The organism is Rhizobium ecuadorense (genome assembly GCF_001187535.1).
Taxonomy (GTDB): Bacteria; Pseudomonadota; Alphaproteobacteria; order Rhizobiales; family Rhizobiaceae; genus Rhizobium; species Rhizobium ecuadorense.
The window spans coordinates 1-26021 of the sequence record NZ_LFIO01000835.1; the positions used below are offsets into that span (position 1 = coordinate 1).

The window sequence follows — 26021 nt, forward strand, 5'->3', positions numbered from 1 at the left end:
TCGCGGGGCACGTCCCCTCGCCCCGTTTACGGGGAGAGGGTTAGGGTGAGGGGCAATCGGCAGCCACCGACGTGAACCGACGCTTGGCTCAGTTCGCCGCGAACGGAATGCCTTCCAGCTTCTCCGGGAATTCCGGGACCGGGACCTTCATCCACTTGTCGTAGACGGCCTTGAGATCGCCGTTTGTCTTGATCTTGTCGATGAAGCTGTTCAGCGCCGCATTGATTTCCTTCTCGCCGAGACGCGTGCAAGCACCGTTGTAGAGTTTCTGGAATTCAAGCTTGTTTTCGAATTCGCCCGGGCGCGCCTTGTTGACCCGGTCCATATAGAAGATGTTGCCGCCCAGCGTATCGACCTGGCCGGACACCAGGGCCTGGACGCTCGCAGCGTCTCCGTCATAGCGCCGGATCGTCGTGCCTTCAGGCGCGTTCTTCGTCACCTGCGTGTCCTGCGCAGCACCCTTGGCGACGCCGACGCTGAACTTGGCCATATCGGCATTCGTCTTGATCTCCGCCGATTTGGGACCGATCAGGACGATGGCATTGGCAACATAGGGCTTGGAGAACTGCACGGCCTTGGCGCGATCCGGCAGCATTGCCATGGTCGCAAACAGAACGTCGACGCGCCCCGCCGTCAGCGCCGGAATGCGGTTGTTGACTTCGAGCGGCACGAATTCGACGGAAACGCCCAGTTCCTTGGCGAACAGTGTCGCGATGTCGGCATCGAGGCCGTCCTGCTTGCCGCCGCTGGTCACAAAGCCCCACGGCGGGTTGTCGCCCTGAATTCCGACGATGATCTTGCCGCGAGCCTTGATTTCGTCAGGCGTGATGGCGGCGGCCGGTTGCGCCACGGTGACGGCAGCCACCAGGGCCGCGGCTCCGAGCATCGCGTTTCGGCGCGTCAGCATAGATTTGAACATTAGGTTTCCTCCTCTTTGGCGGTCGTTCGACCGGACAGCCACCTCACCTTTTGACTGTGGGAGGAATGATTGCCAGAGACGGGCGCGTAAATCAACAGAGTTTTTCAAAATCATATGAGATTTTATAATGCATCAAGCTATTTGAATTCCTCACGAGATTTGCAATAATAGGTGAGAGCGATTTTTCGCGGCTGGGCGATGGATGCCGAAAGGGCTTTGATATGAAGACCTCGATTGCGACTGTGACGATCAGCGGCGAACTGCCTGAGAAGCTCGAGGCGATCGCCCGAGCCGGCTTCGACGGCGTCGAAATTTTCGAAAACGATTTCCTGGCCTTCGACGGAAGCCCGGCCGATGTCGGAAAACTGGTGCGCGACCACGGCCTGGAAATCACGCTGTTCCAGCCGTTTCGTGATTTCGAAGGCATGCCGGAGCCGCTTAGAAGCCGCACCTTCGATCGCGCCGAACGGAAGTTCGACGTGATGCAGCAGCTTGGAACGGATCTGGTGCTGGTATGCTCGAACGTCTCGCCGGCCGCCATCGGCGGCATCGACCGGGCGGCAGACGATTTCCGGGAACTCGGCGAACGTGCCGCCCGGCGCGGACTGAGAGTGGGCTACGAGGCGCTCGCCTGGGGTCGCCATATCAGCGACCACCGCGACGCCTGGGAGATCGTGCGGCGCGCCGATCATCCGAATGTCGGCCTGATCCTCGACAGTTTCCACACCTTGTCGCGCAAGATCGACGTCAATTCGATCCGCTCGATTCCCAAAGAGAAAATCTTCATCGTCCAACTTGCCGATGCGCCGCTGATCGACATGGATCTGCTCTATTGGAGCCGCCACTTCCGCAATATGCCCGGAGAAGGCGACCTTCCCGTCACGGCCTTTACCGAAGCCGTCGCCGCCACCGGTTATGACGGCTATTTCTCCCTGGAGATTTTCAACGACCAGTTTCGAGGCGGCCTGTCGCGGCCGATCGCCGCCGATGGCCACCGCTCCCTGATCTATCTCGGCGATCAGGTGCGCCGCGATCTCGGCACCCAAAGCATGACCGGGGCGGCGATGCCGGAAAGGGCCGCCGTCAAGGGTGTCGGCTTCGTGGAGTTTGCCACGGACGAACAGGATGAGGTCGAGCTGGTGGCCTTGCTGCGCACCCTCGGCTTCAGACAGACCGCCGTCCACCGCAGCAAGAAGGTCTCCCTGTTCGAGCAGGGCGAGATCCGCATCCTCGTCAATGTCGATCAGGCGGGATTTGCCAACGCGGCCTACGCCGTGCATGGCACGTTTGCCTATGCCATGGCCCTGGTCGTCGACGATGCCGCAAAGGCATATGCGCGTGCGCTTGCTCTCGATGCCGAGCCCTTCGCCCAACCGGTGGCGGAGGGTGAACTCGAACTGCCGGCCATTCGGGGCGTCGGCGGCGGCATCGTCTATCTGATCGACGACAAGAGCGCTTTGGGCCGCTTTTCCGAAATCGACTTTCACCCGGTCAGCGACGACACCGGTACGGCGTCTGCCGGCCTTCTCCGCGTCGATCACGTCGCCCAGACGGTCGGCTATGATGAAATGCTCACCTGGCTTCTGTTCTACACGTCGATCTTCGAAACCCATAAGACCCCGATGGTCGACATCATCGATCCAGCCGGGGTGGTCCGCAGCCAGGTCGTCGAAAACCAGTCGGGGGCGCTGCGCATCACCATGAACGGAGCCGAAAACCGCCGCACCCTGGCCGGACATTTCATTGCCGAGAAGTTCGGATCCGGCATCCAGCACCTGGCGTTTTCGACCGACGACATCTTCGCAACCGCCGAAAAACTTCGCAGCTGCGGTTTCAGATCCCTGCATATTTCGCCGAACTACTACGACGACGTCGAAGCCCGCTTCGGGCTCGATCCCGTCATGACCGAGCGGCTGAAAGCGGAGAACATCCTCTATGACCGCGACGAGCATGGTGAATATTTCCAGCTTTACAGCGGCACTTACGGCGAGGGTTTCTTTTTCGAGATCGTCGAGCGCCGCGGCTATCGCGGTTATGGCGCCCCGAACGCCATCTTCCGCATCGCCGCGCTGAAAAGACAGATGCGCCCGGAAGGAATTCCAAAAGACGCTTACTAATTTAAAGAATGCGGCCGCTCTTCAGCACATGCGCGACGCCGCTCTGCACGTGCCGTCTGACCACCTCGGTCGCGCCGGCGACGTCCCGTTGAATGGACAGTTCGAACAACAGCCGGTGGTCATCGACGACAGGCTTTCCGCGGAAGCTTTCAGCCAGCATATGGTAACGAAGGAAGCGGTCGAAGACGGAGGACAGGGTCGCCATCAGCGTCTCCGAATTGCAGGCCGAGACGATTGCCTGATGGAACTCCCAATCGTACCGGACCCAGTCGACCGTGCGCGACATATCGCCGGCCAGCAGCTTGCGCTCGGCGGCGGCCAGCCGGTGATGGGCAGCGACGATGCGCCCCTCCCATTCGAGATTTCCCGCAGCGAAAGCAAGGCCGATCGCATGGGTTTCAAGAACGATCCTCAGGTCGGCGAGCTCCAGCAGTTCCCGCCGCGAAGCCGGGCTGACTTCGAAACCACGCTGCCCTTCGGCGACGACGAGGTTCTCCGTGGTCAGGCGGCTCAGAATTTCGCGCAGCGACGAAATGCCGATGGAGTAGCGCTCCTTGGCCTGCTCCAGCTTGATCTTGGCCCCCGGCGGCAATACCCCCGATATGATATCCTCGCGGATCTGCCGGAAAACGACATCGCTTACGGTTTCCGCCGGGTCGTGGACTTGCTTGAGCATGGCTATTTCAGCGTCCCTTTGGCGAGCGCGTGTTCCACCCCGCCTTCGATATGAAACGCAAGCACCCGCTTGGCAGTCTCCGCATCCCGCCGCAAGGCCGCATCCAAAAGCTGCTGGTGTTCTTCGGCGGCGACGTCGCCGCGGTAGGACAGGGCAACCATCTGATATCGCAGATATTTGTCGAAGATCACCGAGTGGGTCTGCATCAGCAGTTTCGACCCGCAGGCGGAAATCAGCGCCTGGTGGAACTCCCAGTCGTAGCGCTTCCAGTCCTCGGCCCTGCTGGTATCACCTGACGCCATGACCTTCTCCATCCGCGCCAGCTTGTAATGGGCCGCGACCAGCGGCGCCTCCCATTCCACGTCTCCACGCGCGAACGACTGCTCCAGGGCATGGCTCTCCAGGAGCAGCCGCATCGCCGCCGTCTCCCTGAGGTCGGAAACCGACACGGGAGAAACTTCGAACCCCTTCTGTCCCTCGGCGACGACAAGCCCCTCGGAGGAGAGCCGGTTCAGCACCTCCCGCAGCGTGCTGATACTGGTCTCGTAGGACTCTTTCAGGCTTTCCAGCTTCAGCTTTTGTGCGGGCGCCAGCCGCCCGAAAATGATGTCGGCCCGAATGCGCCGGTAACTGCTCTCGGCGATGGTCTCGTTTACGACAGGCTGCAGCATCACCGAGTCTCTTATATTTCCACTATCGTCGGATATATCGCTTTTCGGCGGCGGCGATCAAGGAAACATTGGCGCGGAAGCGAACACAATTTTCTCAGAGGATGCTGTTTCTGCCGACATGCAATGCGGACGAGAAATCCGCTCACGCCGCACTGGCGCCTGCAGCTGTATCAGGCTGTCGCAAAAACGTTTTAGCGCAAATGGTTGGCACCCGGATTCGAGCCGAGATGGCGGCAATTGTTTTTTCAATCGCGCGCAACCATCTAATAGGCATGACTTACGGGAAAATGTCCCCGCCCGCAGCCCGTTTACCGAAAACCAACCATACCGGGTTGCTTTCCGACGCGAAAGCCGATTGCTTAGGAAAATCTACTTCTTCTTCCGCTAGCGGTTAGGAGAATGAAAGGGGGTACAGGCAAACCCGTGGAATTCTGCTGCTTCGCATCGGGATAAACTATGTTTACGATGGCGGGCGGGAAGGCCGGTTTGAAGAAAGATGACGACAGAACTGTTTCAGGTAAAATTTTGGGGCGTCCGCGGCAGTATTCCCGTCTCGGGGCCCGAGTTCGACCGCTACGGCGGTAACACTTCCTGCATCGAAATTCGCTGCGGAGAACACAGGATGATCTTCGACGCGGGCTCCGGCCTGCGCGAGGCCGGCCTGTCGTTGCTCGCCGACGGCGTCAGCGACGTCGACCTGTTCTTCAGCCACTGCCACTACGACCACATCATCGGCCTGCCCTTTTTCAAGGCGATCTATTATCCCTCGATCAACGTCAACATCTGGTCGGGCCATCTCGACGGCAAGATGAGCACGCGCGAAATGGTCGAGCAGTTCATCAGCCCGCCCTGGTTTCCTGTTAAAACCGATATCTGCCAGGCGACGATGAACTTCCGCGATTTCCATCCCGGTCAGGCGCTGACGCCGCACGAAGGCATCGAGATCAAGACCTTCATGCTCAACCATCCGGGCGGCGCCATCGGCTACCGCATCGAATGGCAGGGCCGTTCGGTCGCTCTGATCTACGATATCGAGCATATTCCCGGCAGCCACGACCCGGTCTCGCTGGAGATGATGAAGGATGCCGATCTCGTCGTCTACGACTGCACCTACAATGAAGACGAGATGCAGCGTTTCAAGGGCTTCGGCCATTCGACCTGGCAGCACGGCACCGAGCTGGCAAAGATAGCCGGCGCCAAACGCTTCGCCCTGTTCCACCACGCCCCCTCGCGCACCGACGAGCAGCTGGCGCAGATGGAAGCGCAGGCGCAGTCCGCCTTCCCCGATTCCTTTGCCGCCCGCGACAATCAGATCGTGGTGATCTGACAGGCTGCAGGCCGCGCTTGAGCTTGCCGGGGAACAGATCCCGAGCCAGACCGTTTTCTCGGCATCGTTAGATCCTTGAAACGGATATCAGCCATGACCGTAATTTCCGGACAATGCCTTTGCGGGCAGGTGCGCCTCTCTGTTGGCGGCGACCCCAGCCGCGTTGGCATCTGCCATTGCATGGACTGCAGGAAGGAAAGCGGGTCGGCCTTCACCTTCTATGGGATCTGGCCCGCCGGCCAGTTCGAACATTCGGGGGAAACCGGCGCGTTCCAAGGCCGGCATTTCTGCACCGGCTGCGGTTCGCGGCTGTTTTCCGTCGATGGCGAGGAGGCGGAAATCAAGCTCGGCATCCTGTCCGAGGCGCCGACGCCGCTTGTTCCAGGCTACGAACTCTGGATCAAGCGCCGCGAGCCGTGGCTGCGGCCGGTCGAGGGCGCCGAGCAGTTTGAGGAAGACCGACGATGAGTGGGGACATCGGCGACCTTCCGATGGCAAGCCTCACGGCTTGAGAAGTGCCGATGCCGCCGACCAGTGGACGGCAGGATGCCGGCCGGTCGCCGTAAACAGGGCCGACAGGAAATCCCAGGCGGCCGCGTCATGCACCAGATGGTGGGTGAGCACGCCGATCGGCTCGTCGCTGCCGGCAAACCGGTCGCGCAGCTCCGCCACCAGCTCGGCCACCAGCTCCGCCTCGCTCCGCCCGCCGCGCGTGCCGTGCCAATCGATGATATCGACATGGGTGTTGAGAAGCGGTATCGGCCCGCCCTGCCTTGCCCGCCCATAGACCGAAAGCGCGGTAAAACCGAGGTCCGGCAGCGCCGGGATGAGGGTGGCGTCGATCCGGTTCCACGGCGGCACCAGCACCGGCAGGAAGCGAGCCGGATGGAGCCGCTGCAGCAGCCGGACCCCCTCGCCCAGCTCGCCGAGCACGATTTCCGCCGGCCGGTCGCCACCGAGTTCCTGCTTTTTCCGCTCCGGCCCGGCATGGTTCGTATGCGACCAGCCGTGCACCGCGACGCTGACACCTGCTTCTTCCGCCAGCCGCGCCGCCAGTGCCTCGCCCGTCAGGCCGGGAATGACGGCAAGGGTCAGTGGGACCTCGTTCTCGCCCGACGATGCCAGCAGCCTCTCCAGATCAGGCGTCGGCTCGATCGCATCGTCGTCGCGCAGCCAGAAGCGGGCCACGCGGCCGGCGGCCTGCCAGCGGTCGAGTTCGCGGCGCAGCGGCTCCCAGCTCGTCCTGTCGGTCATTGCCTTACTCCTGTTGCCGCATTGGCTCGCAAAATTCCGTCCAGCCGCTCGGCCGCAATCGCCAGCGAGCGTTGATCGAGCACGAAGCTGCGTGCCGCCTGCCCCATGGCGCCGCGCCTCTCCCCGTCGTCCAGCAGGGCAGCCACGGCCGCGGCATAGGCGGCGACATCACCATCCCGTGTCAGCAGGCCGGTCACCCCAGCCTCGACCACCGCAGGCACCCCTGCCGTTTCCTGCGCGACGACGGGCAGGCCGGCAGCCTGGGCCTCAAGATAGGCAAGGCCGTAAGCCTCGCCGCAGCCCGGCCAGACATAGAGGCCGCCGCGCCCGAGCAGGCCGGCAATCTCAGCCCCATCCCGCTCTCCCAGCCACTCGATGCGGTCGGCGGGAACGGCGGCAAACAGCGCCTGCACCTCCCGGCGCATCGGGCCATCGCCGATGACGGCAAGCGTCCAGGGCCGGTCCTCGATCAGCCGCAGCGCTTTTGCAAGCATTGCATAACTCTCCATCTTGTCCCCTGCCCGCATCATCGCCACCACCATCAGACGCAGCGGATCGGGCGCCGGCGACACCGTCTCGAACAGCGCCGTGTCGATGAAGGGGTTCAGACGAGCAAGCCGCGCCTGCGGAAAGGCGGCCGCAAGCCCGGCGTCATCGCGCCCGGTGAAGCTGATATTGACCGCCGCCTGCAGGATTGCCGCGCCCACGCGCTTCTGCTGAGCCGCCCAGCCGGTGCTGTCGCGTTTGGCCGCATAGGAGGCTTCGGCGGTGACATAGGGAATGGCGAATTCGGCGGAGATCACAGGCCCGAACGGATCGGGCGATTTGTAATAGGGATGGTAGCAGAACCAGAGATGGGGCCGCGGCACTGATGCCCATTTTTTCCGCAGCCGCTGCAGCTCGGCAGCGATCGCCGGTTCGAGCACGGCTGCGGCTTCCGGTGTCGCGGCATAGGTGCGGAATTCCGAGACGACCTCGACCTCATGGCCGGCAAGCTCCAGCGCCCGGATCAACAGCCGCGCCATCAGCCGGTCGCCCGACGGCACCGGATGGTTCGGCGATTTCATCGGCGCGTAGAAAGCCACCCGCATGCATAACCCTCACATGAAGACACAGTGTTTCCAACCGGCATGGCCGCGGGCGAAACTCCGCTATTGTCCATTTCCCTAAAACTTGCGCATAAGCATATGGAATGTGATCGCGATGGAAGCAATTCCGCCTCTTTCTCAATTTCTATGAGCCTGCGGTTGCATCGACAAGAACGGGAATGAATGACGACGGTCTCGGCCACAGGGATTTTTTCGGAGCGTACGATCAGAAGGGCGAGGCTCGGTTCCGGCCTCGTCATTTTCGTCTTCGTCCTCATGCATTTGTCGAACCATGCGATCGGCCTGATTTCAGTCTCCGCCGCCGATAAAGCCGCCCGGCTGTTCATGGCGATCTGGCGCAATCCTCTCGGGACCGCCATTTTCTATTCGTCGGTTCTCACCCACATGGCGCTGGTGCTGCGCGCCATCTATATGCGCCGCAGCCTGGTCATGCCAAAGGGCGAGATGGCGCAGATCGTGCTCGGCCTGCTGATCCCGCTGCTCCTCATCGATCACGTCATCGGCACGCGCATCGCCCACGAACTCTATGGCTATATCGATGACTACGAGACGGTCGTCGGCTCGCTGTGGATCAGGGCGCCGGCGAACGGCTTGCGGCAGGCATTCGGTCTCGTCGCCGTCTGGATCCACGGCTGCATCGGCCTGCATTTCTGGCTGCGCTACCGCCCCTGGTACCCGGGCCTGGCGCCGCTGCTGCTGGCGCTGGCGATCCTCGTGCCGGTGCTCTCGCTGCTCGGCTTCGTCGAAATGGGCCGCACACTCGCCGACCCGTCCTATCAGCAGGCAATCGCCAACAGCCCCTATAAGGCGACGGTCAATGCCCGTTACGCCTCGAACCCGGAAGTCCACCGTGAGGTCTCGACAATCCGCGCCGGGCTCTACGGCGCCTTCTCGGCCTCGCTGCTGATCGTCGTCGCCGCCCGCGCCCGGCGCAAGCTGAAGGAGCGTCTCGATCAGGTCGCCGTGCATTATCCGGGCGGCGAGGTGATCCGTGTGCCGCGCGGCTTCTCGGTGCTGGAGGCAAGCCGGCTCGGCGGCCTGCCGCATTATGCCGTCTGCGGCGGCAAGGGCCAGTGCTCCACCTGCCGGGTGCAGATCCTCGGCGACTACGAAAATCTACCTGTCCCCGACAAGATGGAGCAGACGACGCTGAGGCGCATCAATGCCGGTCCGGATGTGCGGCTTGCCTGCCAGCTTCGCCCGAACCGCGATGTCGCGGTGGCGCCGCTGCTGGTGCCGGCGCTCGAAGCGACCCTTCCCGTCAACAGCCAGGAGACCAGCCCGGGGCGCGAGCGCGAGATCGCCGTGCTCTTCGTCGATATCCGCCATTTCACCACGCTGACGGAAACGCGCCTGCCCTTCGACGTCGTCTTCCTGCTGAACCGCTATTTCGCCATCATCGGCAAGGCGGTGGAGCAGGCAGGCGGGCGGCTCGACAAGTTCATCGGCGACGGCGCCATGGCGCTCTTCGGCCTCAACACCGCGCCGGAAGAGGCCTGCCGTCAGGCGCTCAAGGCGGCCGCGGCGATTGTCGCCGAGATCGAGAAACTGGCCGCCGAACTCGCCGAGGAACTGGCGCTGCCGCTGCGCATCGCGATCGGCATTCACACCGGCCCGGCCGTGGTCGGCACGATGGGCTATGGCCGGGTGCGCAGCATGACGGCGATCGGCGATACCGTCAATGTCGCGAGCCGGCTGGAAAGTGCGGCCAAGGAATTCGAAGCGGCGATCGTCATCTCCGAGCCGGTGGCGACGCTTTCCGGCGCCGATCTTTCCGGCATCGAAAGCCGCGACATCAGCGTGCGCGGCCGCGCCCTGCCCTTGAAAGTCTATGTCATTCCGAGAGAGAAAGCGGCAGAACCGCTCGAAGGAAAAGACTGATGCCCGGCACACCGTGGCTGACCGCCAAATATTGGAGCCGCCGGCTGCGCAAGGCGCGTAATGCCGCCGCCTCGCGCTTCTTCGACACCCGTTTCGGCCGGCGGCTGCTGATCGAAAATATCGGCCCGCGCGTCGTCTCGATGACGGTCGATGCCGGCGACCATCTGATGACTTTCTCGCCTTCCGACTATATCGGCCGCAAGGTCTTCCGGAAGGGCCATTTCGAGCGCGACGCCGTCGACCGGCTGATCGCCATCCTGCGCGAGCGCGGCCTGCTGAGAAAAGACGCGACGCTGCTCGAGATCGGCGGCAATATCGGCACCCAGACCGTCTATTTCGCCTTGAGCGGCACCTATGCCGGGATCGTCAGCATCGAGCCCGACCCGCGCAATTTCCCGCTGCTTGAACTCAACATCCGCCAGAACCGGCTCACGGAAAAGGTCCGCCTCGTCAATTGCGCCGCCGGCGAGAGTGAAGGCGAGATCGACTTTTTTTTGAACCGCAACAATCACGGCAAGAGCAGCGCCCTCCGCCAGAGCCCGACCGACAGGAAGATCAGCGTGCCCGTGAAGCCGGTCTCCGAGATCCTCGCCGGCCTCTCGATCGACCCTGGAGCAATCGGCCTCGTCTGGATGGATATCGAAGGCTATGAGCCGGTCGCCTGCCGCTCGATGCAGCCCCTGCTTTCCCGCCGCGTGCCGCTCCACATGGAGTTCACGCCGCTGTTCTATGGACCAGAGGGAACGAAAGCCTTCATCTCCATGCTTGCCGGCTACTACGAGGACTGCCTCGTGCTGTTCGAGGACCGCGAGGTGGAGATGAAGGTGCGCGATCTGCCGGGGGAGTTTGATCAGTATAACGTGCTGTTTTTGCCGTAGAGCGAATTTTGAACGGGCTGCAACGTATTGATTAAGAGCGGCCCAGATTGGGGTAAGCGTTATGGGCATCCGGACATTCCGCAATTGTTACAGATGTAGATGCTGCTGGCAACATAACAAGATCCGTATACGCAAGCGATTACGGCATTAAATCGTCAAACCGGGGATCGATTCAATATAAATTATCGACCTTTCTTAATATCATTACTACAACTGGGACGAATCTAGGTTTGGACAATGATAATTGCGAATTTACTCAAGACAACCTCAGCAATTCTTGTTGGAACATTCGCAGGATATTTTTTCAAAGCTTACCTTTATCATAGGACTGCAGAATACCCAAAATGCATCATTGCTGACAACGGAACACTAAAGTCTGCGACCGGCGGGCCAGTAATCGAAGTTGGAGAAATTCCCGACGCCGTTATGGTTGGGTACATTTTTGACAAAACCTGTGGGGCAGACCCCGTGATCGATCAAACGATAGCTCTCGCTTATCTTCAACAAGGCGGAAGGGTCCCCTTGAAAGAGACCGCGATAATACTATCGGAATCAAAAGCCCGCGGGTACGTTGCCTTGCAATCCCTTATAGAAAATACTGAAAGGCAACATTCTGCCGAACCGTGAGCGACCCTGAAGCAATCGGTTTCGTCTGGATGGATATCGAAGGCTACGAGCCGATCGCCTGCCGCTCGATGCAGCCCCTGCTTTCCCGCCGCGTGCCGCTCCACATGGAGTTCACGCCGCTGTTCTACGGAGCCGAGGGCACGAGAGCCTTCATCTCCATGCTCGCCGTCTACTATGAGGATTGCCTCGTCCTCTTCGAGGACCGCGAGGAGGAGATGAAGGTGCGGGATCTGCCGGGGGAGTTTGATCAGTATAACGTGCTGTTTTTGCCGTAGAGGCGGCTTCTTGTGTCATTGATGCCGTCCACCACCTTACGGCATTGGCCAAGCAATCGTTGCAACGCCAGTAAACTTCCTGACTTTCGCAACTTGGTAGAGTTCAGAAGCAAAATGCGCTTGTTTTCATGCGTCCTCGTTTTTCTCGCTCATATGTTTGACAATGCTCATGCTGCATCCCGGCAGCAATTCACCGTACCGACGCCGGGCGGCCGGATCCTGGTCGAGAGCTTCGGGAGCTGCGCGAAGACAATATGCCCGGCTGTTCTGATCTTGAGCGGCAGCAAGGGCTTTGCAGCGGCCGCTTATGATGAGACTGGCCAGACGTTCCGGGCTGCGGGTTTGAATGCCTATCTCGTTCATATCCTGTCGGCAGCCGACCTCGACACTATCGCAGCAGCGAGCAGCGCACGGGCGCGGAGCGATTTTTATGCGCAACGGTTGCCGGAGTGGACGTCGGCCGTTCAGGCCGTGGCCGCCTATGTTGAGGGGCAATCGGGCCACGGCGGCAAGGTAGGCGTTCTCGGAATCTCCCTTGGCGCGCAAATCGCTTCGGCCGCTACGGTTGGACGCGCCGATATAGACGCCCTGGTGCTGGTCGATGGCGGCTTCCCGAACGGCTATTCGCAGCCTGTCCGTTCATTGCCGCCCTTGCTGCTCATCTGGGGAAGTGCTGATCGTACGTTTCCCTTGTCGATCGGCCGAGAACTGCAACGGACGGCACAACGGCTTGGAAGGGCCTGTTGCCCTCGATGTTTATGAAGCCGGCGCGCACGATTTTTTCCTGAGATCGACAAGCCCAAACGCTGCGACAGCACGCCAGAACGCAGCCGATTTCCTGGCATCGCAGCTGTCGCGATAGTTCCGACCTCCGATCTGATGTCGGTTCCGTGCTGTAGGCGGACACAACGGTGATCGCATATTGTCATCGCCAAACACACCTTTGCGCCCCATGCGCTAAGGTATCAGCAAAATACTGCCTGCGGCCCGCCCGGACTCCAATTCGATATGTGCTCTTGCAACATCTGCCAGGCTGAATTCCGCGGCGATCTGGCAGACGATCCCTGCTTCCATGGCCTCGACTGCCGCCTGCGCCGCCTCGTGGTATCTTGCGACATCGGCGCACCAGGCCATGATGCTCGGATGAGAGAGCGACTTGCCGGGCCGAAGCTCCTCGACCGGAACCGGTGGGACCGGACCGGCGGCTTGCCCGATGGTCACAGCCATCCCGAAGGCCCGGACCGAACGAAGGCTTTTGACCAGCATATCGCCGCCAATTCCGTCAATGGCGACGTCAACGCCGTTGCCATTCGTGAGCCGTTGGACCTCGGCGACGATATCGGCCCCTCGCCCGACGACGAGATGATCCGCGCCGAAGGACTTGGCGAGCACTGCCTTTTCGGGACTGCTGACGGTGCCGATCACCGTGGCATCGAGCGACTTGGCCCAGCGGACGAGGATGCTTCCAAGCCCACCGGCGGCGGCGTGGATCAGAATACGACTTCCGTCGCGAACATCGCACGTCTTCTTCAGCAGCATGTAGGCCGTCATGCCCTTGAGCAACGAGCTCGCAGCCGTTTTCGCCGAAACCGCGTCGGGAAGCCTGATCACTCTTTCAGCGGCAATGGTCCTTGTCGAGCAGTAGGCTCCGACCGGCGGCCCCGCATATGCCACCCGGTCGCCCTCTTGCAAACCCGTCACGTCAGGACCGACCGCTGCCACGACACCCGCAGCCTCGGCACCGATCACGGCCGGATAGGAGGGCATCGGATAGATACCCTTGCGATGATAGACGTCCAGGAAATTGGTGCCGATCGCTTCATGACGAATTTCTATCTCGCCGCGACCGGGAGGAGCGGAACGATGATCCTGTACCTGAAACCGGCTGACGTCGCCTGGGGCATTCAACGTTATGATCTGATCTGTCATCGTTCGATCTCCTTGATGCGCACAGGCTAGCGGCTGGCCAAGCGTGTGAAAATTCCCTATTGATTCACAATGAATGGGAGAAAATTCACACAACTCGATTGGGACGACCTGCGGCATTTTCTGGCGCTGGCACAATCGGGAACGTTTTTAGGCGCAGCAAAGCAACTCGGCGTCGAGCACGCGACCATAAGTCGGCGCGTCTCATCGCTTGAAGCAACGCTCGAACGCAAGCTCATCGACCGTCGCGGGCGGCGCATTCTCCTCACTCTGGAAGGCGAGAAGGTTGCCAGGCATGCAGCTGTCATTGCCTTGCAGACTGCCGCGGTCGAGCAGATTGGGCGCAGCAGCGCGACGGAAGTGCGCGGACATGTGAGGATCAGTGCCCCGCCCGCTCTTTCGAGCGTGCTTCTGGCAAAGCCGATCGTGGCGATGCGGCGAGATCATCCGGGTGTGCAGATTACGCTTGTTGGCGAGAAGCGGTTTACGTCGTTGAACAGGCGCGAGGCGGACATCGCGATCCGACTGTCAAGACCGGAAGATGGCGACTATTCGATCACCAAGCTCCAGGAACTGACGTTCAACCTCTTCGCTTCGAAGCGTTACCTCGAAACCGTTGCACCGTCCGAATGGACGTTTATCGGCTACGATGAAGCGATGAATTCCTCGCCGCAGCAATTGCGTCTCAACGAGGTGGCCGCCGGCCGCCAAATTGCGTTGCGATCATCCGTTCTGGAGTTTCAGGTCGCGGCCGCAATGCTTGACGGGGGTGTCGTCATGCTGCCCGATTTCGCGGTCCCTTTCGATCTTCAGCGGATCGAGGGCGAACATGCTCTCGTACGGGAACTATGGTTGGTCGTGCACGCGGAGATCAAGGACGTTCCGGCTGTTCGTGTCGTCCTGGACGCGTTGAAGAACGCGTTCAAAAAGAAGCCTCATGCCGACCCGCCCCGTTTGTCCGAGTAGATCAACGATATCGGCCGGGAACGGAAGATCGGCCTTGCACGCGTCGCCGCATTGACAGGAACGGCAGTGACGCGGCGACGTCCTCACGGGGCGTGGGCGCTGCGCGCGCTATTCACGGCAGCGGCGCCGGCGTGTCGGCGAGCGTTCTGAGATAGGCGATCACATCAAGCCGATCGGCTTCGTCAGGCGCGCCGCGGATTTCCATGTCGACGCCAGGCGTTGTCAGAGTGGGACCGGCGAGAAAAATATTGAGGTCCTCATACGTCCAGGACCCCTCCCAAGCCGACAGCGTTTTGGAGTAGCCGTCGAACTTGGTCGAGGCCTTGTCGCGTCCGACGACATTCCACAGATTGGGTCCCCTGGTGGGTCCACCTTGCGCACGGATGGCATGACAGGAGGAGCAGTTGGGGGCAAAGAACGCCGCGCCCTTTGCCGGGTCGCCTTTCGCCAGCTTCGCGGAAATCGGCTCGGGTTTCAGAATGGTGACCCCATGTTCCAGCAGATAGGCGGCGATGTCGGCATGATCGTCGTGCTTTGCAAGATGGTAGGCCGTCACAATGGCCGGGAGACGGGCGGGGTCGCCCCGGGTCCAAACGGCGTTGACGTCTGCGCCGGCTTCCACGAGCAGCTTGACGCAATCGAGACAGCCGTTCGCGACCGCGAAGTGCAGCATGCGTTCGCCCCGCGCGGCGGCATTCGGATCAGCACCGTGCGCCAACAACAGCCGCACGAGGTCGACGGCGTTGGTCAGGACGGCGCCGGTCAGCGGCAGGCCCATCGCCGACGGATTGTTCACACCCGCCCCGCGCTCGATCAGCAATTCCACGACTTCGGGATGGCCGCTACGAATTGCCAGGAAGAGAGGCGTGGCTCCCTTGTCCTGCTCCTCAATGTCGGCGCCGGCATCGAGGGCCGCCGCGATGGCCGTCACATCGCCGCTCTTGACCGCCTCGTGAAGCGGACCGCCATGGGCGGTTAAAGCAGCACTCAAATAGATGAGAAGGCTTCCGATCAGCTCACGCATCTGGCTCTCCCCCGGCCAATACGGTGATCGGAAATTATATACCCGATCAGCCCCATCGGCCAGTTCGGAGTGCGCCTATGGCGCCAACCACATTACCAGCGATTGATGGCAATGAACGCCGGCGAGCACGGCTGAAGCGGAGGCGAGTAGCGCGATCGGCGACGGCTTATTCCTGCGCCTTGTGAGGGGGTAACTCATCAAAGCAAGGAATGACGACCTTGCCTAACGTTGCTCAAAGTCTTCGGGCAAGCCCCACCGCCCACTGACGACGCCATATAGCATCAGAAGAGACAAGGAGCCCATCAATCCGCTCCACATGCAAGCAAACCAGATAGCGCTGTAGTCGATGGGACCGAACAGACTGACGCCAACTTCGCATTTTTGATTCGTACACTGTGAGGGCACATATGCCGCGCCATAAATGGCTAACGATGCTGCAGCGAGCCCGCAGATGGCAAACAGCATCGCCTTCGCCCTAGAGTGTTCCGGATTGCCGATGGACTTGATGCCCAGCCTCCGCATTAAAAACAGCGAAAAACATAAACATGGGACTATCGTTGCCAATACCGCCGCCAATATCGAAATTGGCGTCCTGCTGAAATAGATCACAGAAATGTTGGCATAGAGATACGCCAAAACAGGGACGCTCGTGATCGAGGAAAACCAAGTCCTTGGGTTTTCGTGAAACATGATCCAAAGACTGCCAAGTGCAAAAAGCACCGGTATCGGACGAAAATGCCAACTCGAGAGCAACGTCAACAAGGCGCACCTGCGGCTATACGGTCTTGAAGTTCAGGCTTAAGGTACAGCAGTCGCTACCCAACAACACTTACGACCTCCGATACAGAAAATACCGCCCTTCCTTGATCCCCTCCGGCAGCGGCAGCGCCACCAGTTCCTCATGCTCCAGTGGCAGGCCGCTAACGGCGATGCCGTTGGGGGCGAGCACGCCGGCCATCAGTTGCGGCAGCCAGGTGAGCGTCACCGCGTCGATCTCGTCATGGCCGGTGCCGATATCGGCATGGGCAAGGGCGGCGCCGATGCCGAGGAAGGCCTGGCCGGACTCGCGGATATTGCCGGTCACCATGTCTTGTGCCTCTGGCGTCGAGGCCGAATAGGAGCGGACTTCCCAGTCGAAGGCGACGATGCGGCGGCCGGGAAAATTTTCGCGCAGGTGATCATAGGTGCGGCCGTTGCCGAGGCCGAATTCCAGCACCGGGCCGTCGATTTCGCCGACCAGATCGATGATCGCGTTCAGAATGTCGCGCTGCGCCGTCAACCGGCGAATGAAGCTGTCGAGGCGGCTCATCTAATCCATATCCGTCATGAAAAATCGTGAGCGCGTGCTAACACATGAAACCTTGCCAAGTCGATTGCCGTAAATGGGAAATGGCGTTGCAGTGGCAACATGGGTCTGTGCTAAGCTGGATGACATGAAAACCGTGACCGACGAAGAATTCTTTGCCGCCGTGCCGCTGTTCAGCGCCTTCGAGGGCGTGACCGATGCCGCCAATTACCGGCCGCTGCCGGATGGGTGGGTGCTGGCGCTCGCCGATATCGTCGGCTCGACGCAGGCGATCGCGGGCGGCCGCTACAAGGACGTCAACATGGCGGGCGCCAGCGTCATTTCGGCTGTCCTGAATGCCGTCGGCAAGGGCGATTATCCCTTCGTCTTCGGCGGCGACGGCGCGCTGATCGCGCTTCCGGGCTCGCTGGAGCAGGCGGCGCGCGAGGCCCTTGCCGCCGTCCAGGTCTGGGTCGAGGAAGATCTCGGCCTGATGCTGCGCGTCGCCATCGTTCCGGTCGCCGACACCCGCGCCGAGGGTTTTGACGTGCGCGTCGCACGATACTCGGCAAGCCCGCATGTCACCTATGCGATGTTCTGGGGCGGCGGCACTAGCTGGGCGGAGAGACAGATGAAGCTCGGCCATTACGCCGTTGCGCGCGCCGCGGCCGGAACACGCCCCGATCTCACCGGCCTCTCCTGCCGCTGGAGCCCCATCGATGCGCAGAACGGCGAGATCGTCTCGATCATCGCGGTTCCCGGCGAAGGCCGGCCGGGCGAGGAATTCCGCGAGCTCGTCAACGGCATCGTCGCCATCACCGGCGAGCAGAACCGCGGCAGCCATCCGGTGCCGGCCGATGGCCCGAATTTCGCCTTCTCGCTGCACGGCATCAATCGCGAGGCCAAGGCCACAGCACCGGCCGGCCGGCGGTTGCGGCAGAAACTCATCATCGTCCTGCAGCTCGCCATCACCGTCGTCTTCCACCAACTCGGCATGCCGCTTGGCCGCTTTGATGCGCGCCGCTACAAGCGCGACGTCGCCGGCAATTCCGATTTCCGCAAGTTCGACGACGGTCTGAAAATGACGGTCGATGTCGACGCCGAGCACCTGAAACGCATCGAGACGCTGCTGGAAGCGGCGCGGGCCAAGGGCATTGCCCGCTACGGCCTGCATCGGCAGGCCTCGGCGCTGATGACCTGCTTCGTGCCGACGCCGATCTCGCGCGACCATATGCATTTCATCGACGGCGCATCAGGCGGTTATGCGGTGGCCGCGAGCCGAATGAGCGGCAAGGGGCTTTCGGCCGCACCGCTGTAACCGAGATCATCTCGATCACCTGCAATGCGCGAGACACTATTTTTCGTAGTGAAATCGGCACTGGATGACTTCCAGCTGCTGGTTGGAGCCCTTGCCTGTGACGCAATAGACGAGCCGATGCTCTCCGAGGATGCGCCTCGACCAAAACCCGGATAGATCGCCTTTCAGTGGCTCCGGTTTGCCAAGCCCTTTAAAGGGTGACCTTTTTGTATCCTTGAGCAGTTCATTGATTTTCTCGACCATCTTCTGGTCGTTTTTCTGCCAATACTCGTAGTCTTCCCAGGAATTTGGGGTCCATAGCAACTTCATGTCAGAGAGTTGGATCGTTTTCGACCATCTGCCCCTTGCGAAGCTGTCCGATACTTTCGCGCAGTCGGGCAGAATTGGCAGGCGTCGAGAGCAAATGCAGCGTCTCCTGCATGCTCTCGTACTCGCTTTCGGCAATGAGCACCATTGCTTCTGAACCCTGACGGGTCACGAGCAACGGCGCCCGAGAAGCCAGCACCTGATCGAAATAGGTTGCGATGTTCTGCCGGAACTCTGTCAAACGAACATGTGCCATCACGCATTCTTTCTTAGCCACAGAATGTACAGATATATGTACATATTTCCGAGGAGTCAAATGCGTACTCGCCTTTCCGTCACGCCTTGATGACCTGATCGGCCGACAGGCCGAGCCGGTTGAAGACGTTGCGGGTGTCGATGATCAGCGCAGCGCTTTTCGCGATCGCCGCATAATCCACGCTGTCATGGTCGGTCGCGATCAGCACCGCATCGTAACCAGCGATGGTATCAGGCGCCAGCGCCACCGATCGGCGGCCTTTCAGCGCCTGATATTCGCGCGTCGGCGGGATCTCGGCGACGAAGGGATCGTGATAATCGGCCCGTCCGCCGCGCTCCTCGATGATCTCGATCAGCCGCAGCGACGGGCTCTCTCTTATATCGGCGACGTTCTTCTTGTAGGCGAGCCCGATCACCAGCACCCGGCTACGGCTCAGCGCCTTGCCGGCACGGATGTCGAGCGCCTCGGCAAGTTTGCCGACGACATAACGCGGCATTGCCGAATTGATTTCGCCGGCGAGCTCGATGAAGCGGGTGGGCAGCTCGTATTCGCGCGATTTCCAGGTGAGGTAGAAGGGATCGATCGGGATGCAGTGGCCGCCAAGGCCGGGGCCGGGATAGAAGGGCATGTAGCCGAAGGGCTTGGTCTTGGCCGCGTCGATCACTTCCCAGACGTCGATGCCCATCGCCGCATAGACGGTCTTCAATTCGTTGACGAGGGCGATGTTGACCGAGCGGAAGATGTTTTCGGTGAGCTTTACCGCCTCGGCCGTCGCATTCGAGGAGACCGGAACGACGGTCGAGACCGCCGCGCCGTAGAAGGCCCTCATCAGCGCCAGCGCCTCAGGCCCGTCGCCGGCGACGACCTTCGGGATGGTGGCGGTGTGATAATGCTGATTGCCGGGATCCTCGCGCTCCGGCGAGAAGCCGACGAAGAAATCCGAACCGGATTTCAGCCCGGTGGCTTCGAGAATGACCTTGACGATATCGTCGGTCGTGCCGGGATAGGTGGTCGATTCCAGCACGACGAGCTGGCCGGGGCGCAGATGCTGGGCGATCGAGCGCGATGTCGCCTCGACAAAGGAAAGGTCGGGATCGCGATGTTTGGTGAGCGGCGTCGGCACGCAGATGATGATGACGTCGCAGGCGGCAAGACCAGCGAAATCGGTGGTCGCCTGGAAACGTCCCGCCTCGATCTCGGCGGCAAGCGCCGCGTCGCTGACGGCATCGATATAGGAGCGGCGGGCATCGAGCGCCACCATTTTGGAAGGATCGATGTCGAAGCCGGTGACCGCAAAACCGCTGCGCGCCACCGCCATTGCCAGCGGCAGGCCGACATAACCGAGCCCGATGACGCCGGCACGCGCCGCGCGGGTTTCGATCTTCTGCAAAAGCATATCGAAGGAGGAGGTGGCCAAGGCGGGATCTTTCAAACGGGGAAGAGGAAGCTGATCTAATGCATGATCGCGGTGAATTAAACCCGGACCTGAATCTTCGTTCCCCTCCCGATTCGCGCCGAAGGCTGCCCCACACCCTAACTCAACCGGGGCCGGCAGGCGGATGAGGGGCAGCTCCCGCCGATCCCGCCTGAAAAATCCTTATCCGAGTGTGGCCGAAATGCCCCGGCACAATCCTTTGTTGCAACTTGAGCGCACAAAAAAATCCCGGCCCCATTGTTTCGCAATTGCAGCATCCCTATTTTGACTTTTGATAATGAACCACCGTGAAAGGACAACCCGTCCGGCCCTCCGATACGGGGAGCAGAGGGGTGCCGCTGCCGGGCTCTCGGCAGGTCGTTGACAAATAATACCGCTCGTACATCCTGATTTCCTTGTGACCTGCGCATGAAAATGTGCCGGCCGAGGGATTTTTTTCTCTGGGATGGCGTGCCTTATGAGGATCATACCGAGAATGAGCACGATCGAATCCAGCGTCTCCTCCATCCTGTTGGACCGGGTCGCTGAATGGCTGACGAACTCTTCGCTGGCCGGAGACGAGCTTGAAAACATCGTGCGCGGCTTCTGCGAAAGGATCGCGGCGGCCGGCCTGCCGATCGCGCGCGTGCATCTGACCTTTTCGATGCTGCATCCGCTCTATGACGCGCTGAGCTTCACCTGGCGGCGCGCCAGCGGCGTCACCATTGAGGGCTTCCGCATGCCGGCCGGGCAGAAGCCGGACCGCTTCCTCCAGAGCCCCTATTATTACCTGCTCGACAACAACCTGCAGCACATCCGCCGCCGGCTGATGCAGGAAGGGCCGGCCGAATTCCCGATCTTCGAGGATCTGCGCAAGGACGCCATCACCGATTACCTTGCCTTCGTGCAGCCCTTCGGCGACGGTTCGGTGCAGGGCATGATGGGCTCCTGGTCGACCGACCACCATAACGGCTTTTCCGACGATATGATCGATGCGCTGATCAGGATGCAGAACCATCTGGCGGTCGCCGCCAAGATGGCGGTGCTCGGCAAGCTCGCCAACAACATGCTGACCACCTATCTCGGCGGCGACGCCGGCAAGCGGGTGCTGAACGGACAGATCCGCCGCGGCGACGGGGAGACGATCCGTGCGGCGCTCGTCATGGGCGACATGCGCGAATCCACCATGTATGCCGAAAAGGAAGGCCGCCAGGCCTATATCGACACGCTGAACCAGTTCTTCGACGCGATCGCCGCCCCCTTCAACCGCAATGGCGGCGAAATCCTGAGCTTCCTCGGCGATGGCTTCCTCGCCGTCTATCCCTGCGGGCGCCACAAGGACCCGTCGAAAATCGCCTGCGAGGCAGCCCTTTCCGCCGTCCACCAGGCGCAGGCGCGGGTCGCCGAGCTCAACAGGGACCGCGAGGCGAAAGGCCTCAGCAAGGTCGGCTACGGCATCGGCCTGCATGTCGGCAACGTCATGTTCGGCAATGTCGGCCTCAAGGACCGGCTGACCTTCTCTGCCTTCGGCTCGGCTGTTAATGAGGTGCAGCGTCTGCAGATCCTGACCAAGAAATACGGCCGCGAGGTCGTCGCCAGCCAGGCATTCGCCGGCTACTGCGGCGGCGAATGGACGACGCTCGGCGAAGAGAAACTGCGCGGCATCCGCCAGAAGGTGACGGTGCTGCAGCCGCGCGCGCCAGCCCCCGAGATCAACGTCGAGGAAGGCTTCCGCGAGGCTGTTCAAAACGGGCTTTCCGAAGCCGAACAGGTCATTCTCCTGCACCGGGACGCGAAGAAACAGGTCGAGCGCACAACCATGGAGAAGTTCATCCAGTAAAACTCGAACGTCTGCCAAAATTTTGCGCGTCTCGCCTGGGGAACTTCGGCGGGATGTTGTGGTTTTCCCTTGATTGTCATCTGCTAGACACCCCGTTTGCGGTACGATAGTGTGCCTTAACGGGAACATAGAAGACTGGGGAATTTCATTGGTATGGCGTCTGCAGCCGATTTGTTGCGTATTGAAAATCTCGACGTCTCCTTCTCGGTTTTCGGCGACCGGCTTCGCGTCGTAAAGGAAGCCAATCTTCGCATCCTCCCCGGCAAGGTCACCGCTCTCGTCGGTGAATCCGGCTCCGGCAAATCGGTGATCAGCCAGTCGGTGATGGGCATCCTGCCCAATCCGGCGAGGGCCTCCGGCCGCATCCTCTTCACCGATCCGCTCGACGGCAGCACGACCGATATCCTGTCGCTGTCGCGTGACAGCGAGGAAATGCGCGACCTGCGCGGCCGGCGCATGGCGACGATCTTCCAGGAGCCGATGACCTCGCTGTCGCCGCTGCACACGGTCGGCAACCAGATCAGCGAAGTGCTTTTGATCCATACCGAGATCGACAAGCAGGAAGCGCGGGAGAAGACCGAGGAGATGCTCGGCCTCGTCGGTTTCTCCAATCCGCACCGCACCTACGACATGTATCCGTTCGAACTGTCCGGCGGCATGCGCCAGCGCGCCATGATCGCCATGGCGCTGATCTGCAGGCCGGCGCTGTTGATCGCCGACGAACCGACGACGGCGCTCGACGTGACGATCCAGGCGCAGATCCTCGAATTGCTGCGCGAGCTGCAGGCCAAGCTCGGCATGGCGATGCTGCTCATCACCCACGATCTCGGCATCGTCGCCAACATGGCCGACGAAGTCGTCGTCATCTATCACGGCGAGATCATGGAGGCCGGGCCGGTCGAGGCGATATTCCGCAATCCGCAGCATCCCTATCTCAAGGCTTTGATGGCCGCCGTTCCGCATTTCGACATGAAACCCGGCGAGCGGCTGAAGGCGCTGCGCGACGTGCCCGTCAATCTCGAGACCCTCGTCGGCAAGAAGAAGCCGCTGCAGGCGGAGGCGCCAGGCACACTGCTTTCGGTCGCCAACCTGTCGAAGACTTATAAGACGCGCAAGCGCAGTCTGCTCGGCAAGCACGAAGCCGCCGTGGTGCACGCCGTCGACGATGTCAGCTTCGACATTCGCCGCGGCGAATGTCTCGGCCTCGTCGGCGAATCCGGTTGCGGCAAGACGACGCTCAGCAAGATCCTGATGCGCGCCATCACACCCGACGGCGGCTCGGTCGTGTTCAACGACGGCAAGGACGTGATCGATGTGCTTTCGGTGCGCGGCGAAGCGCTGCAGGATATGCGCACCAAGATCCAGATGGTGTTTCAGGATCCGGTCTCCTCGCTCTCGCCGCGCATGACGGTGCGCAACATCCTCAGCGAACCGCTTGAAATTCACGACCGCGGCGACAGTGACGAGCGCAAGCGCAAGGTTGAAGGCTTGATGGCGGCGATCGGCCTCGACAAGCGTTACCTCAGCCGTTACCCGCACAGTTTTTCCGGCGGTCAGCGCCAGCGCATCGGTATCGCCCGTGCGCTGGCGCTCGGCCCGAAGCTCGTCATCCTCGACGAGCCGGTCTCGGCACTCGACGTCTCCGTCCAGGCGCAAATCCTCAACTTGTTGAAGGACCTGCAGAAGGAGTTGGGGCTGACCTATCTGTTCATTTCGCACAACCTCGCCGTCGTCGATTACATGGCCGACCGCATCGCCGTCATGTGCAAGGGCCGCATCGTCGAGATCGCGCCGCGCGAGATCATCCTGCGCGATCCGGTGCATCCCTATACGAAATCGCTGCTCGCCGCCGTCCCCTTCCCCGATCTCGACCGGCCGCTCGATTTCAAGGCGCTCCGGGAAAACGGCGCCGCCGACAAGCAGAACTGGGGCGCGACCTTTACCGCCGAGCATGACGACGCCTCCGAGCTTGCCTATGCCGATCTCGGCGACGGCCATCTGGTGCGCGCCCGCAAAGGCGCCGATGCCAGGGAGTTGCGCTGATGGTGACGCGTCGCATTTTTCTGGGCGGCCTCGTCGGCGCGGCGATCGCCCCCACAGTGCTTCGGGCAGAACAGGCCGGCGAGCCTGAGTTTCTCAAGGAGCGGCTGGCATCCGGCAGCCTGCCGGGTATGGCCGAGCGCATTCCCGCCCGCCCGCGCATCGTCAACCTGAAGGAGATGGGGCTCGAGCCCGGCAGCTACGGCGGCACGGTGCGAACCATCATCGGCAGCCAGCGCGATATCCGCTTCATGACGATCTACGGCTATGCCCGGCTGATCGGCTACAACAAGCACCTGCAGTTCCAGCCGGATATTCTCGCCGATTTCAGCTCGGAAGACGACACGGTCTTCACCTTCAGGCTGCGCGAAGGCCATAAATGGTCCGACGGAGAGCCGTTTACGGCCGACGATTTCCGCTACTGGTGGGAAGACGTCATCCTCAACGAGAAGCTGACGCCGGGCGGCGGCGCGCTGGAGCTTCGTCCGCATGGCAGCCTGCCGCGTTTCGAGATGCTCGATCCGCTGACGGTGCGCTACAGCTGGGACAAACCCAACCCGATGTTCCTGCCGACGCTCGCCGGCCCCATCCCGCTCGTCATCGTCGGGCCGGCGCATTATCTCAAGCAGTTCCATAAGAAGTTCCAGCCCGACCAGGCGAAAATGGAACAGATGATGCAGGCCAACCGCGTCAAGAAATGGCAGGACCTGCACATCAAAATGGCCCGTTCCTACCGGCCTGAGAATCCCAACCTGCCGACGCTCGATCCCTGGCGCAACACGACGGCGCTGCCGGCCGAGCAATTCGTCTTCGAGCGCAACCCGTTCTTCCACCGCGTCGACGAGACCGGCCGGCAGCTTCCCTATCTCGACCGCTTCATCCTCAACGTCTCCTCCTCGTCGATCATCGCCGCCAAGGCAGGCGCCGGCGAGGCCGACCTGCAGGCGACCGGCATCGACTTCAACGACTACACCTTTCTGAAAGAAGCTGAGAAGCGCTTCCCGGTGAAGGTCAATCTCTGGAAGGTGGCGCGCGGCTCGCGCATCACCCTGCTGCCGAACCTCAACTGCGCCGACGAGGTATGGCGCGGCCTCTTCCGCGACGTACGCCTGCGCCGCGCCTTGTCGCTGGCGATCGACCGGCACGAGATCAACATGGTCGCCTTCTACGGCTTGGGCACGCCGAGCGCCGACACCGTCCTGCCCGACAGCCCGCTGTTCAAGCAGGAATATGCCGATGCCTTCGTGAAGTTCGATGCCGACGAGGCCAACCGCCTGCTCGACGAGATCGGCCTGACCAAGCGCGGCAGTGACGGGATCCGGCTGCTGCCGGACGGGCGGCGCGCCGAGATCACCGTCGAAACCGCCGGCGAGAGCAATCTCGACACCGACGTGCTGGAGCTGGTGCACGATCACTGGGCCAATATCGGCCTTGCGCTCTATACCCGCACCTCGCAGCGCGACGTCTTCCGCAATCGCGCCATGAGCGGCTCGATCATGATGTCGATCTGGTACGGCCTCGACAATGGCGTGCCGACGGCCGACATGTCGCCCTCGGGACTGGCGCCGACCCTTGACGATCAGTTACAATGGCCGCTCTGGGGCATGCATTACCTCTCGGCCGGCCAGGAGGGCGCAGCCCCCGATCTGCCGGAGGCTGCCGAACTGGTCGACCTGCTCAAACAATGGGGCTCGACGGCGAAATTCGAGGAGCGCCAGGTGATCTGGCACAAGATGCTGTCGCTCTATACGCAGCAGGTGTTCTCGATCGGCCTGATCAACAGCACACTGCAGCCGATCCTTTGCGCCGCCAAGCTGCAGAACCTGCCGGAGAAAGCCCTCTACGGCTTCGATCCCACCTCCTATCTCGGCATCTACATGCCGGATGCATTCTGGTACAAGGAGGCCTGAGG

At 61.4% G+C, this 26021-nt stretch carries 24 protein-coding genes and 1 pseudogene; 14 read left to right on the forward strand and 11 right to left on the reverse strand.

The genetic code is table 11. The features are described 5' to 3' along the window. Nucleotides 1–88 precede the first annotated feature (88 nt). Nucleotides 89–919: a transporter substrate-binding domain-containing protein gene (locus tag AF337_RS14520; protein ID WP_049732590.1), complete on the reverse strand. Its 831-nt coding sequence runs from the start codon at nucleotides 917–919 to the stop codon at nucleotides 89–91. A 221-nt stretch (nucleotides 920–1140) separates the two neighbouring features. Between AF337_RS14520 and AF337_RS14525 the strand changes: the two genes are divergently transcribed. After that, a complete protein-coding gene (locus tag AF337_RS14525) occupies nucleotides 1141–3036 on the forward strand; it encodes a bifunctional sugar phosphate isomerase/epimerase/4-hydroxyphenylpyruvate dioxygenase family protein (protein WP_049732591.1) in 1896 nt (631 codons plus the stop codon). Nucleotide 3037: 1 nt separating this feature from the next. Here AF337_RS14525 and AF337_RS14530 read toward each other — a convergent pair whose 3' ends face one another. After that, on the reverse strand, nucleotides 3038–3712 hold the full coding sequence (locus tag AF337_RS14530; protein WP_010067919.1) for a GntR family transcriptional regulator: 675 nt from the start codon (nucleotides 3710–3712) through the stop codon (nucleotides 3038–3040). 2 nt (nucleotides 3713–3714) lie between these two features. After that, the gene (locus AF337_RS14535; RefSeq protein ID WP_049732592.1) at nucleotides 3715–4383 is read right to left on the reverse strand and encodes a GntR family transcriptional regulator; all 669 of its coding nucleotides are present in this window, start codon (nucleotides 4381–4383) and stop codon (nucleotides 3715–3717) included. 496 nt (nucleotides 4384–4879) lie between these two features. Between AF337_RS14535 and AF337_RS14540 the strand changes: the two genes are divergently transcribed. Beyond that, on the forward strand, nucleotides 4880–5710 hold the full coding sequence (locus tag AF337_RS14540) for an MBL fold metallo-hydrolase (RefSeq protein WP_049732593.1): 831 nt from the start codon (nucleotides 4880–4882) through the stop codon (nucleotides 5708–5710). 93 nt (nucleotides 5711–5803) lie between these two features. After that, the gene (locus AF337_RS14545) at nucleotides 5804–6178 is read left to right on the forward strand and encodes a GFA family protein (protein WP_049732594.1); all 375 of its coding nucleotides are present in this window, start codon (nucleotides 5804–5806) and stop codon (nucleotides 6176–6178) included. A 33-nt stretch (nucleotides 6179–6211) separates the two neighbouring features. On the opposite strand, the gene AF337_RS14550 is transcribed toward AF337_RS14545, so the two are convergent. Together AF337_RS14550 and AF337_RS14555 are read right to left on the reverse strand one after the other, a co-directional pair. Next, on the reverse strand, nucleotides 6212–6964 hold the full coding sequence (locus AF337_RS14550; protein WP_049732595.1) for a polysaccharide deacetylase family protein: 753 nt from the start codon (nucleotides 6962–6964) through the stop codon (nucleotides 6212–6214). Beyond that, on the reverse strand, nucleotides 6961–8055 hold the full coding sequence (locus AF337_RS14555) for a glycosyltransferase family 4 protein (protein WP_049732596.1): 1095 nt from the start codon (nucleotides 8053–8055) through the stop codon (nucleotides 6961–6963). The genes AF337_RS14550 and AF337_RS14555 overlap by 4 nt, the downstream gene beginning before the upstream one ends. Before the next feature lie 180 nt (nucleotides 8056–8235). Between AF337_RS14555 and AF337_RS14560 the strand changes: the two genes are divergently transcribed. From AF337_RS14560 to AF337_RS14580, 5 genes and pseudogenes are all read left to right on the forward strand, one after another. After that, a complete protein-coding gene (locus AF337_RS14560) occupies nucleotides 8236–9954 on the forward strand; it encodes an adenylate/guanylate cyclase domain-containing protein (RefSeq protein ID WP_049732597.1) in 1719 nt (572 codons plus the stop codon). After that, nucleotides 9954–10832: an FkbM family methyltransferase gene (locus AF337_RS14565; RefSeq protein ID WP_049732598.1), complete on the forward strand. Its 879-nt coding sequence runs from the start codon at nucleotides 9954–9956 to the stop codon at nucleotides 10830–10832. Before AF337_RS14560 ends, AF337_RS14565 begins: the two co-directional genes overlap by 1 nt. A 237-nt stretch (nucleotides 10833–11069) precedes the next feature. Continuing rightward, entirely contained in the window at nucleotides 11070–11459 is a 390-nt protein-coding gene (locus AF337_RS42190; RefSeq protein ID WP_152971082.1) for a hypothetical protein, read from the forward strand. Nucleotides 11460–11461: 2 nt separating this feature from the next. Beyond that, nucleotides 11462–11734, forward strand: a pseudogene (locus AF337_RS14575) (FkbM family methyltransferase); the annotation flags it as partial. A 114-nt stretch (nucleotides 11735–11848) separates the two neighbouring features. After that, nucleotides 11849–12496, forward strand: coding sequence for an alpha/beta hydrolase (locus AF337_RS14580; protein ID WP_244471260.1), 648 nt, complete (start codon nucleotides 11849–11851; stop codon nucleotides 12494–12496). A 195-nt stretch (nucleotides 12497–12691) separates the two neighbouring features. Here AF337_RS14580 and AF337_RS14585 read toward each other — a convergent pair whose 3' ends face one another. Continuing rightward, on the reverse strand, nucleotides 12692–13663 hold the full coding sequence (locus AF337_RS14585; RefSeq protein ID WP_049732601.1) for a quinone oxidoreductase family protein: 972 nt from the start codon (nucleotides 13661–13663) through the stop codon (nucleotides 12692–12694). A 69-nt stretch (nucleotides 13664–13732) separates the two neighbouring features. Here AF337_RS14585 and AF337_RS14590 point away from each other — a divergent pair, with 69 nt between their 5' ends. Continuing rightward, complete coding sequence (locus AF337_RS14590) at nucleotides 13733–14626, forward strand: LysR family transcriptional regulator (RefSeq protein ID WP_049732602.1); 894 nt, start codon at nucleotides 13733–13735, stop codon at nucleotides 14624–14626. Between the two features lie 112 nt (nucleotides 14627–14738). On the opposite strand, the gene AF337_RS14595 is transcribed toward AF337_RS14590, so the two are convergent. Further along, complete coding sequence (locus AF337_RS14595) at nucleotides 14739–15650, reverse strand: ankyrin repeat domain-containing protein (protein ID WP_049732603.1); 912 nt, start codon at nucleotides 15648–15650, stop codon at nucleotides 14739–14741. Nucleotides 15651–16101: 451 nt separating this feature from the next. Here AF337_RS14595 and AF337_RS43260 point away from each other — a divergent pair, with 451 nt between their 5' ends. Beyond that, nucleotides 16102–16254, forward strand: coding sequence for a hypothetical protein (locus tag AF337_RS43260; RefSeq protein ID WP_160320308.1), 153 nt, complete (start codon nucleotides 16102–16104; stop codon nucleotides 16252–16254). 225 nt (nucleotides 16255–16479) lie between these two features. Here the strand turns inward: AF337_RS43260 and AF337_RS14605 are convergent, their stop codons facing one another. Then, complete coding sequence (locus AF337_RS14605) at nucleotides 16480–16959, reverse strand: class I SAM-dependent methyltransferase (RefSeq protein WP_049732605.1); 480 nt, start codon at nucleotides 16957–16959, stop codon at nucleotides 16480–16482. A 124-nt stretch (nucleotides 16960–17083) separates the two neighbouring features. On the opposite strand from AF337_RS14605, the gene AF337_RS14610 reads away from it, so the two are divergent. Further along, the gene (locus tag AF337_RS14610) at nucleotides 17084–18253 is read left to right on the forward strand and encodes a DUF3095 domain-containing protein (RefSeq protein WP_049732606.1); all 1170 of its coding nucleotides are present in this window, start codon (nucleotides 17084–17086) and stop codon (nucleotides 18251–18253) included. A 36-nt stretch (nucleotides 18254–18289) separates the two neighbouring features. Here AF337_RS14610 and AF337_RS14615 read toward each other — a convergent pair whose 3' ends face one another. The 3 genes from AF337_RS14615 to AF337_RS14625 form a co-directional block, all read right to left on the reverse strand. Further along, a complete protein-coding gene (locus AF337_RS14615) occupies nucleotides 18290–18562 on the reverse strand; it encodes a Txe/YoeB family addiction module toxin (RefSeq protein ID WP_049732607.1) in 273 nt (90 codons plus the stop codon). Nucleotide 18563: 1 nt separating this feature from the next. Continuing rightward, on the reverse strand, nucleotides 18564–18815 hold the full coding sequence (locus tag AF337_RS14620) for a type II toxin-antitoxin system Phd/YefM family antitoxin (protein ID WP_049732608.1): 252 nt from the start codon (nucleotides 18813–18815) through the stop codon (nucleotides 18564–18566). Between the two features lie 79 nt (nucleotides 18816–18894). After that, a complete protein-coding gene (locus tag AF337_RS14625; RefSeq protein WP_049732609.1) occupies nucleotides 18895–20232 on the reverse strand; it encodes a nucleotide sugar dehydrogenase in 1338 nt (445 codons plus the stop codon). A gap of 493 nt (nucleotides 20233–20725) precedes the next feature. On the opposite strand from AF337_RS14625, the gene AF337_RS14630 reads away from it, so the two are divergent. The 3 genes from AF337_RS14630 to AF337_RS14640 all read left to right on the forward strand — a co-directional run bounded on the left by AF337_RS14630 (nucleotide 20726) and on the right by AF337_RS14640 (nucleotide 26019). Then, a complete protein-coding gene (locus AF337_RS14630) occupies nucleotides 20726–22069 on the forward strand; it encodes an adenylate/guanylate cyclase domain-containing protein (RefSeq protein WP_049732610.1) in 1344 nt (447 codons plus the stop codon). A gap of 153 nt (nucleotides 22070–22222) precedes the next feature. After that, nucleotides 22223–24112: an ABC transporter ATP-binding protein gene (locus tag AF337_RS14635; protein ID WP_049732611.1), complete on the forward strand. Its 1890-nt coding sequence runs from the start codon at nucleotides 22223–22225 to the stop codon at nucleotides 24110–24112. Next, the gene (locus AF337_RS14640) at nucleotides 24112–26019 is read left to right on the forward strand and encodes an ABC transporter substrate-binding protein (protein WP_049732612.1); all 1908 of its coding nucleotides are present in this window, start codon (nucleotides 24112–24114) and stop codon (nucleotides 26017–26019) included. The genes AF337_RS14635 and AF337_RS14640 overlap by 1 nt, the downstream gene beginning before the upstream one ends. Nucleotides 26020–26021 lie beyond the last annotated feature (2 nt).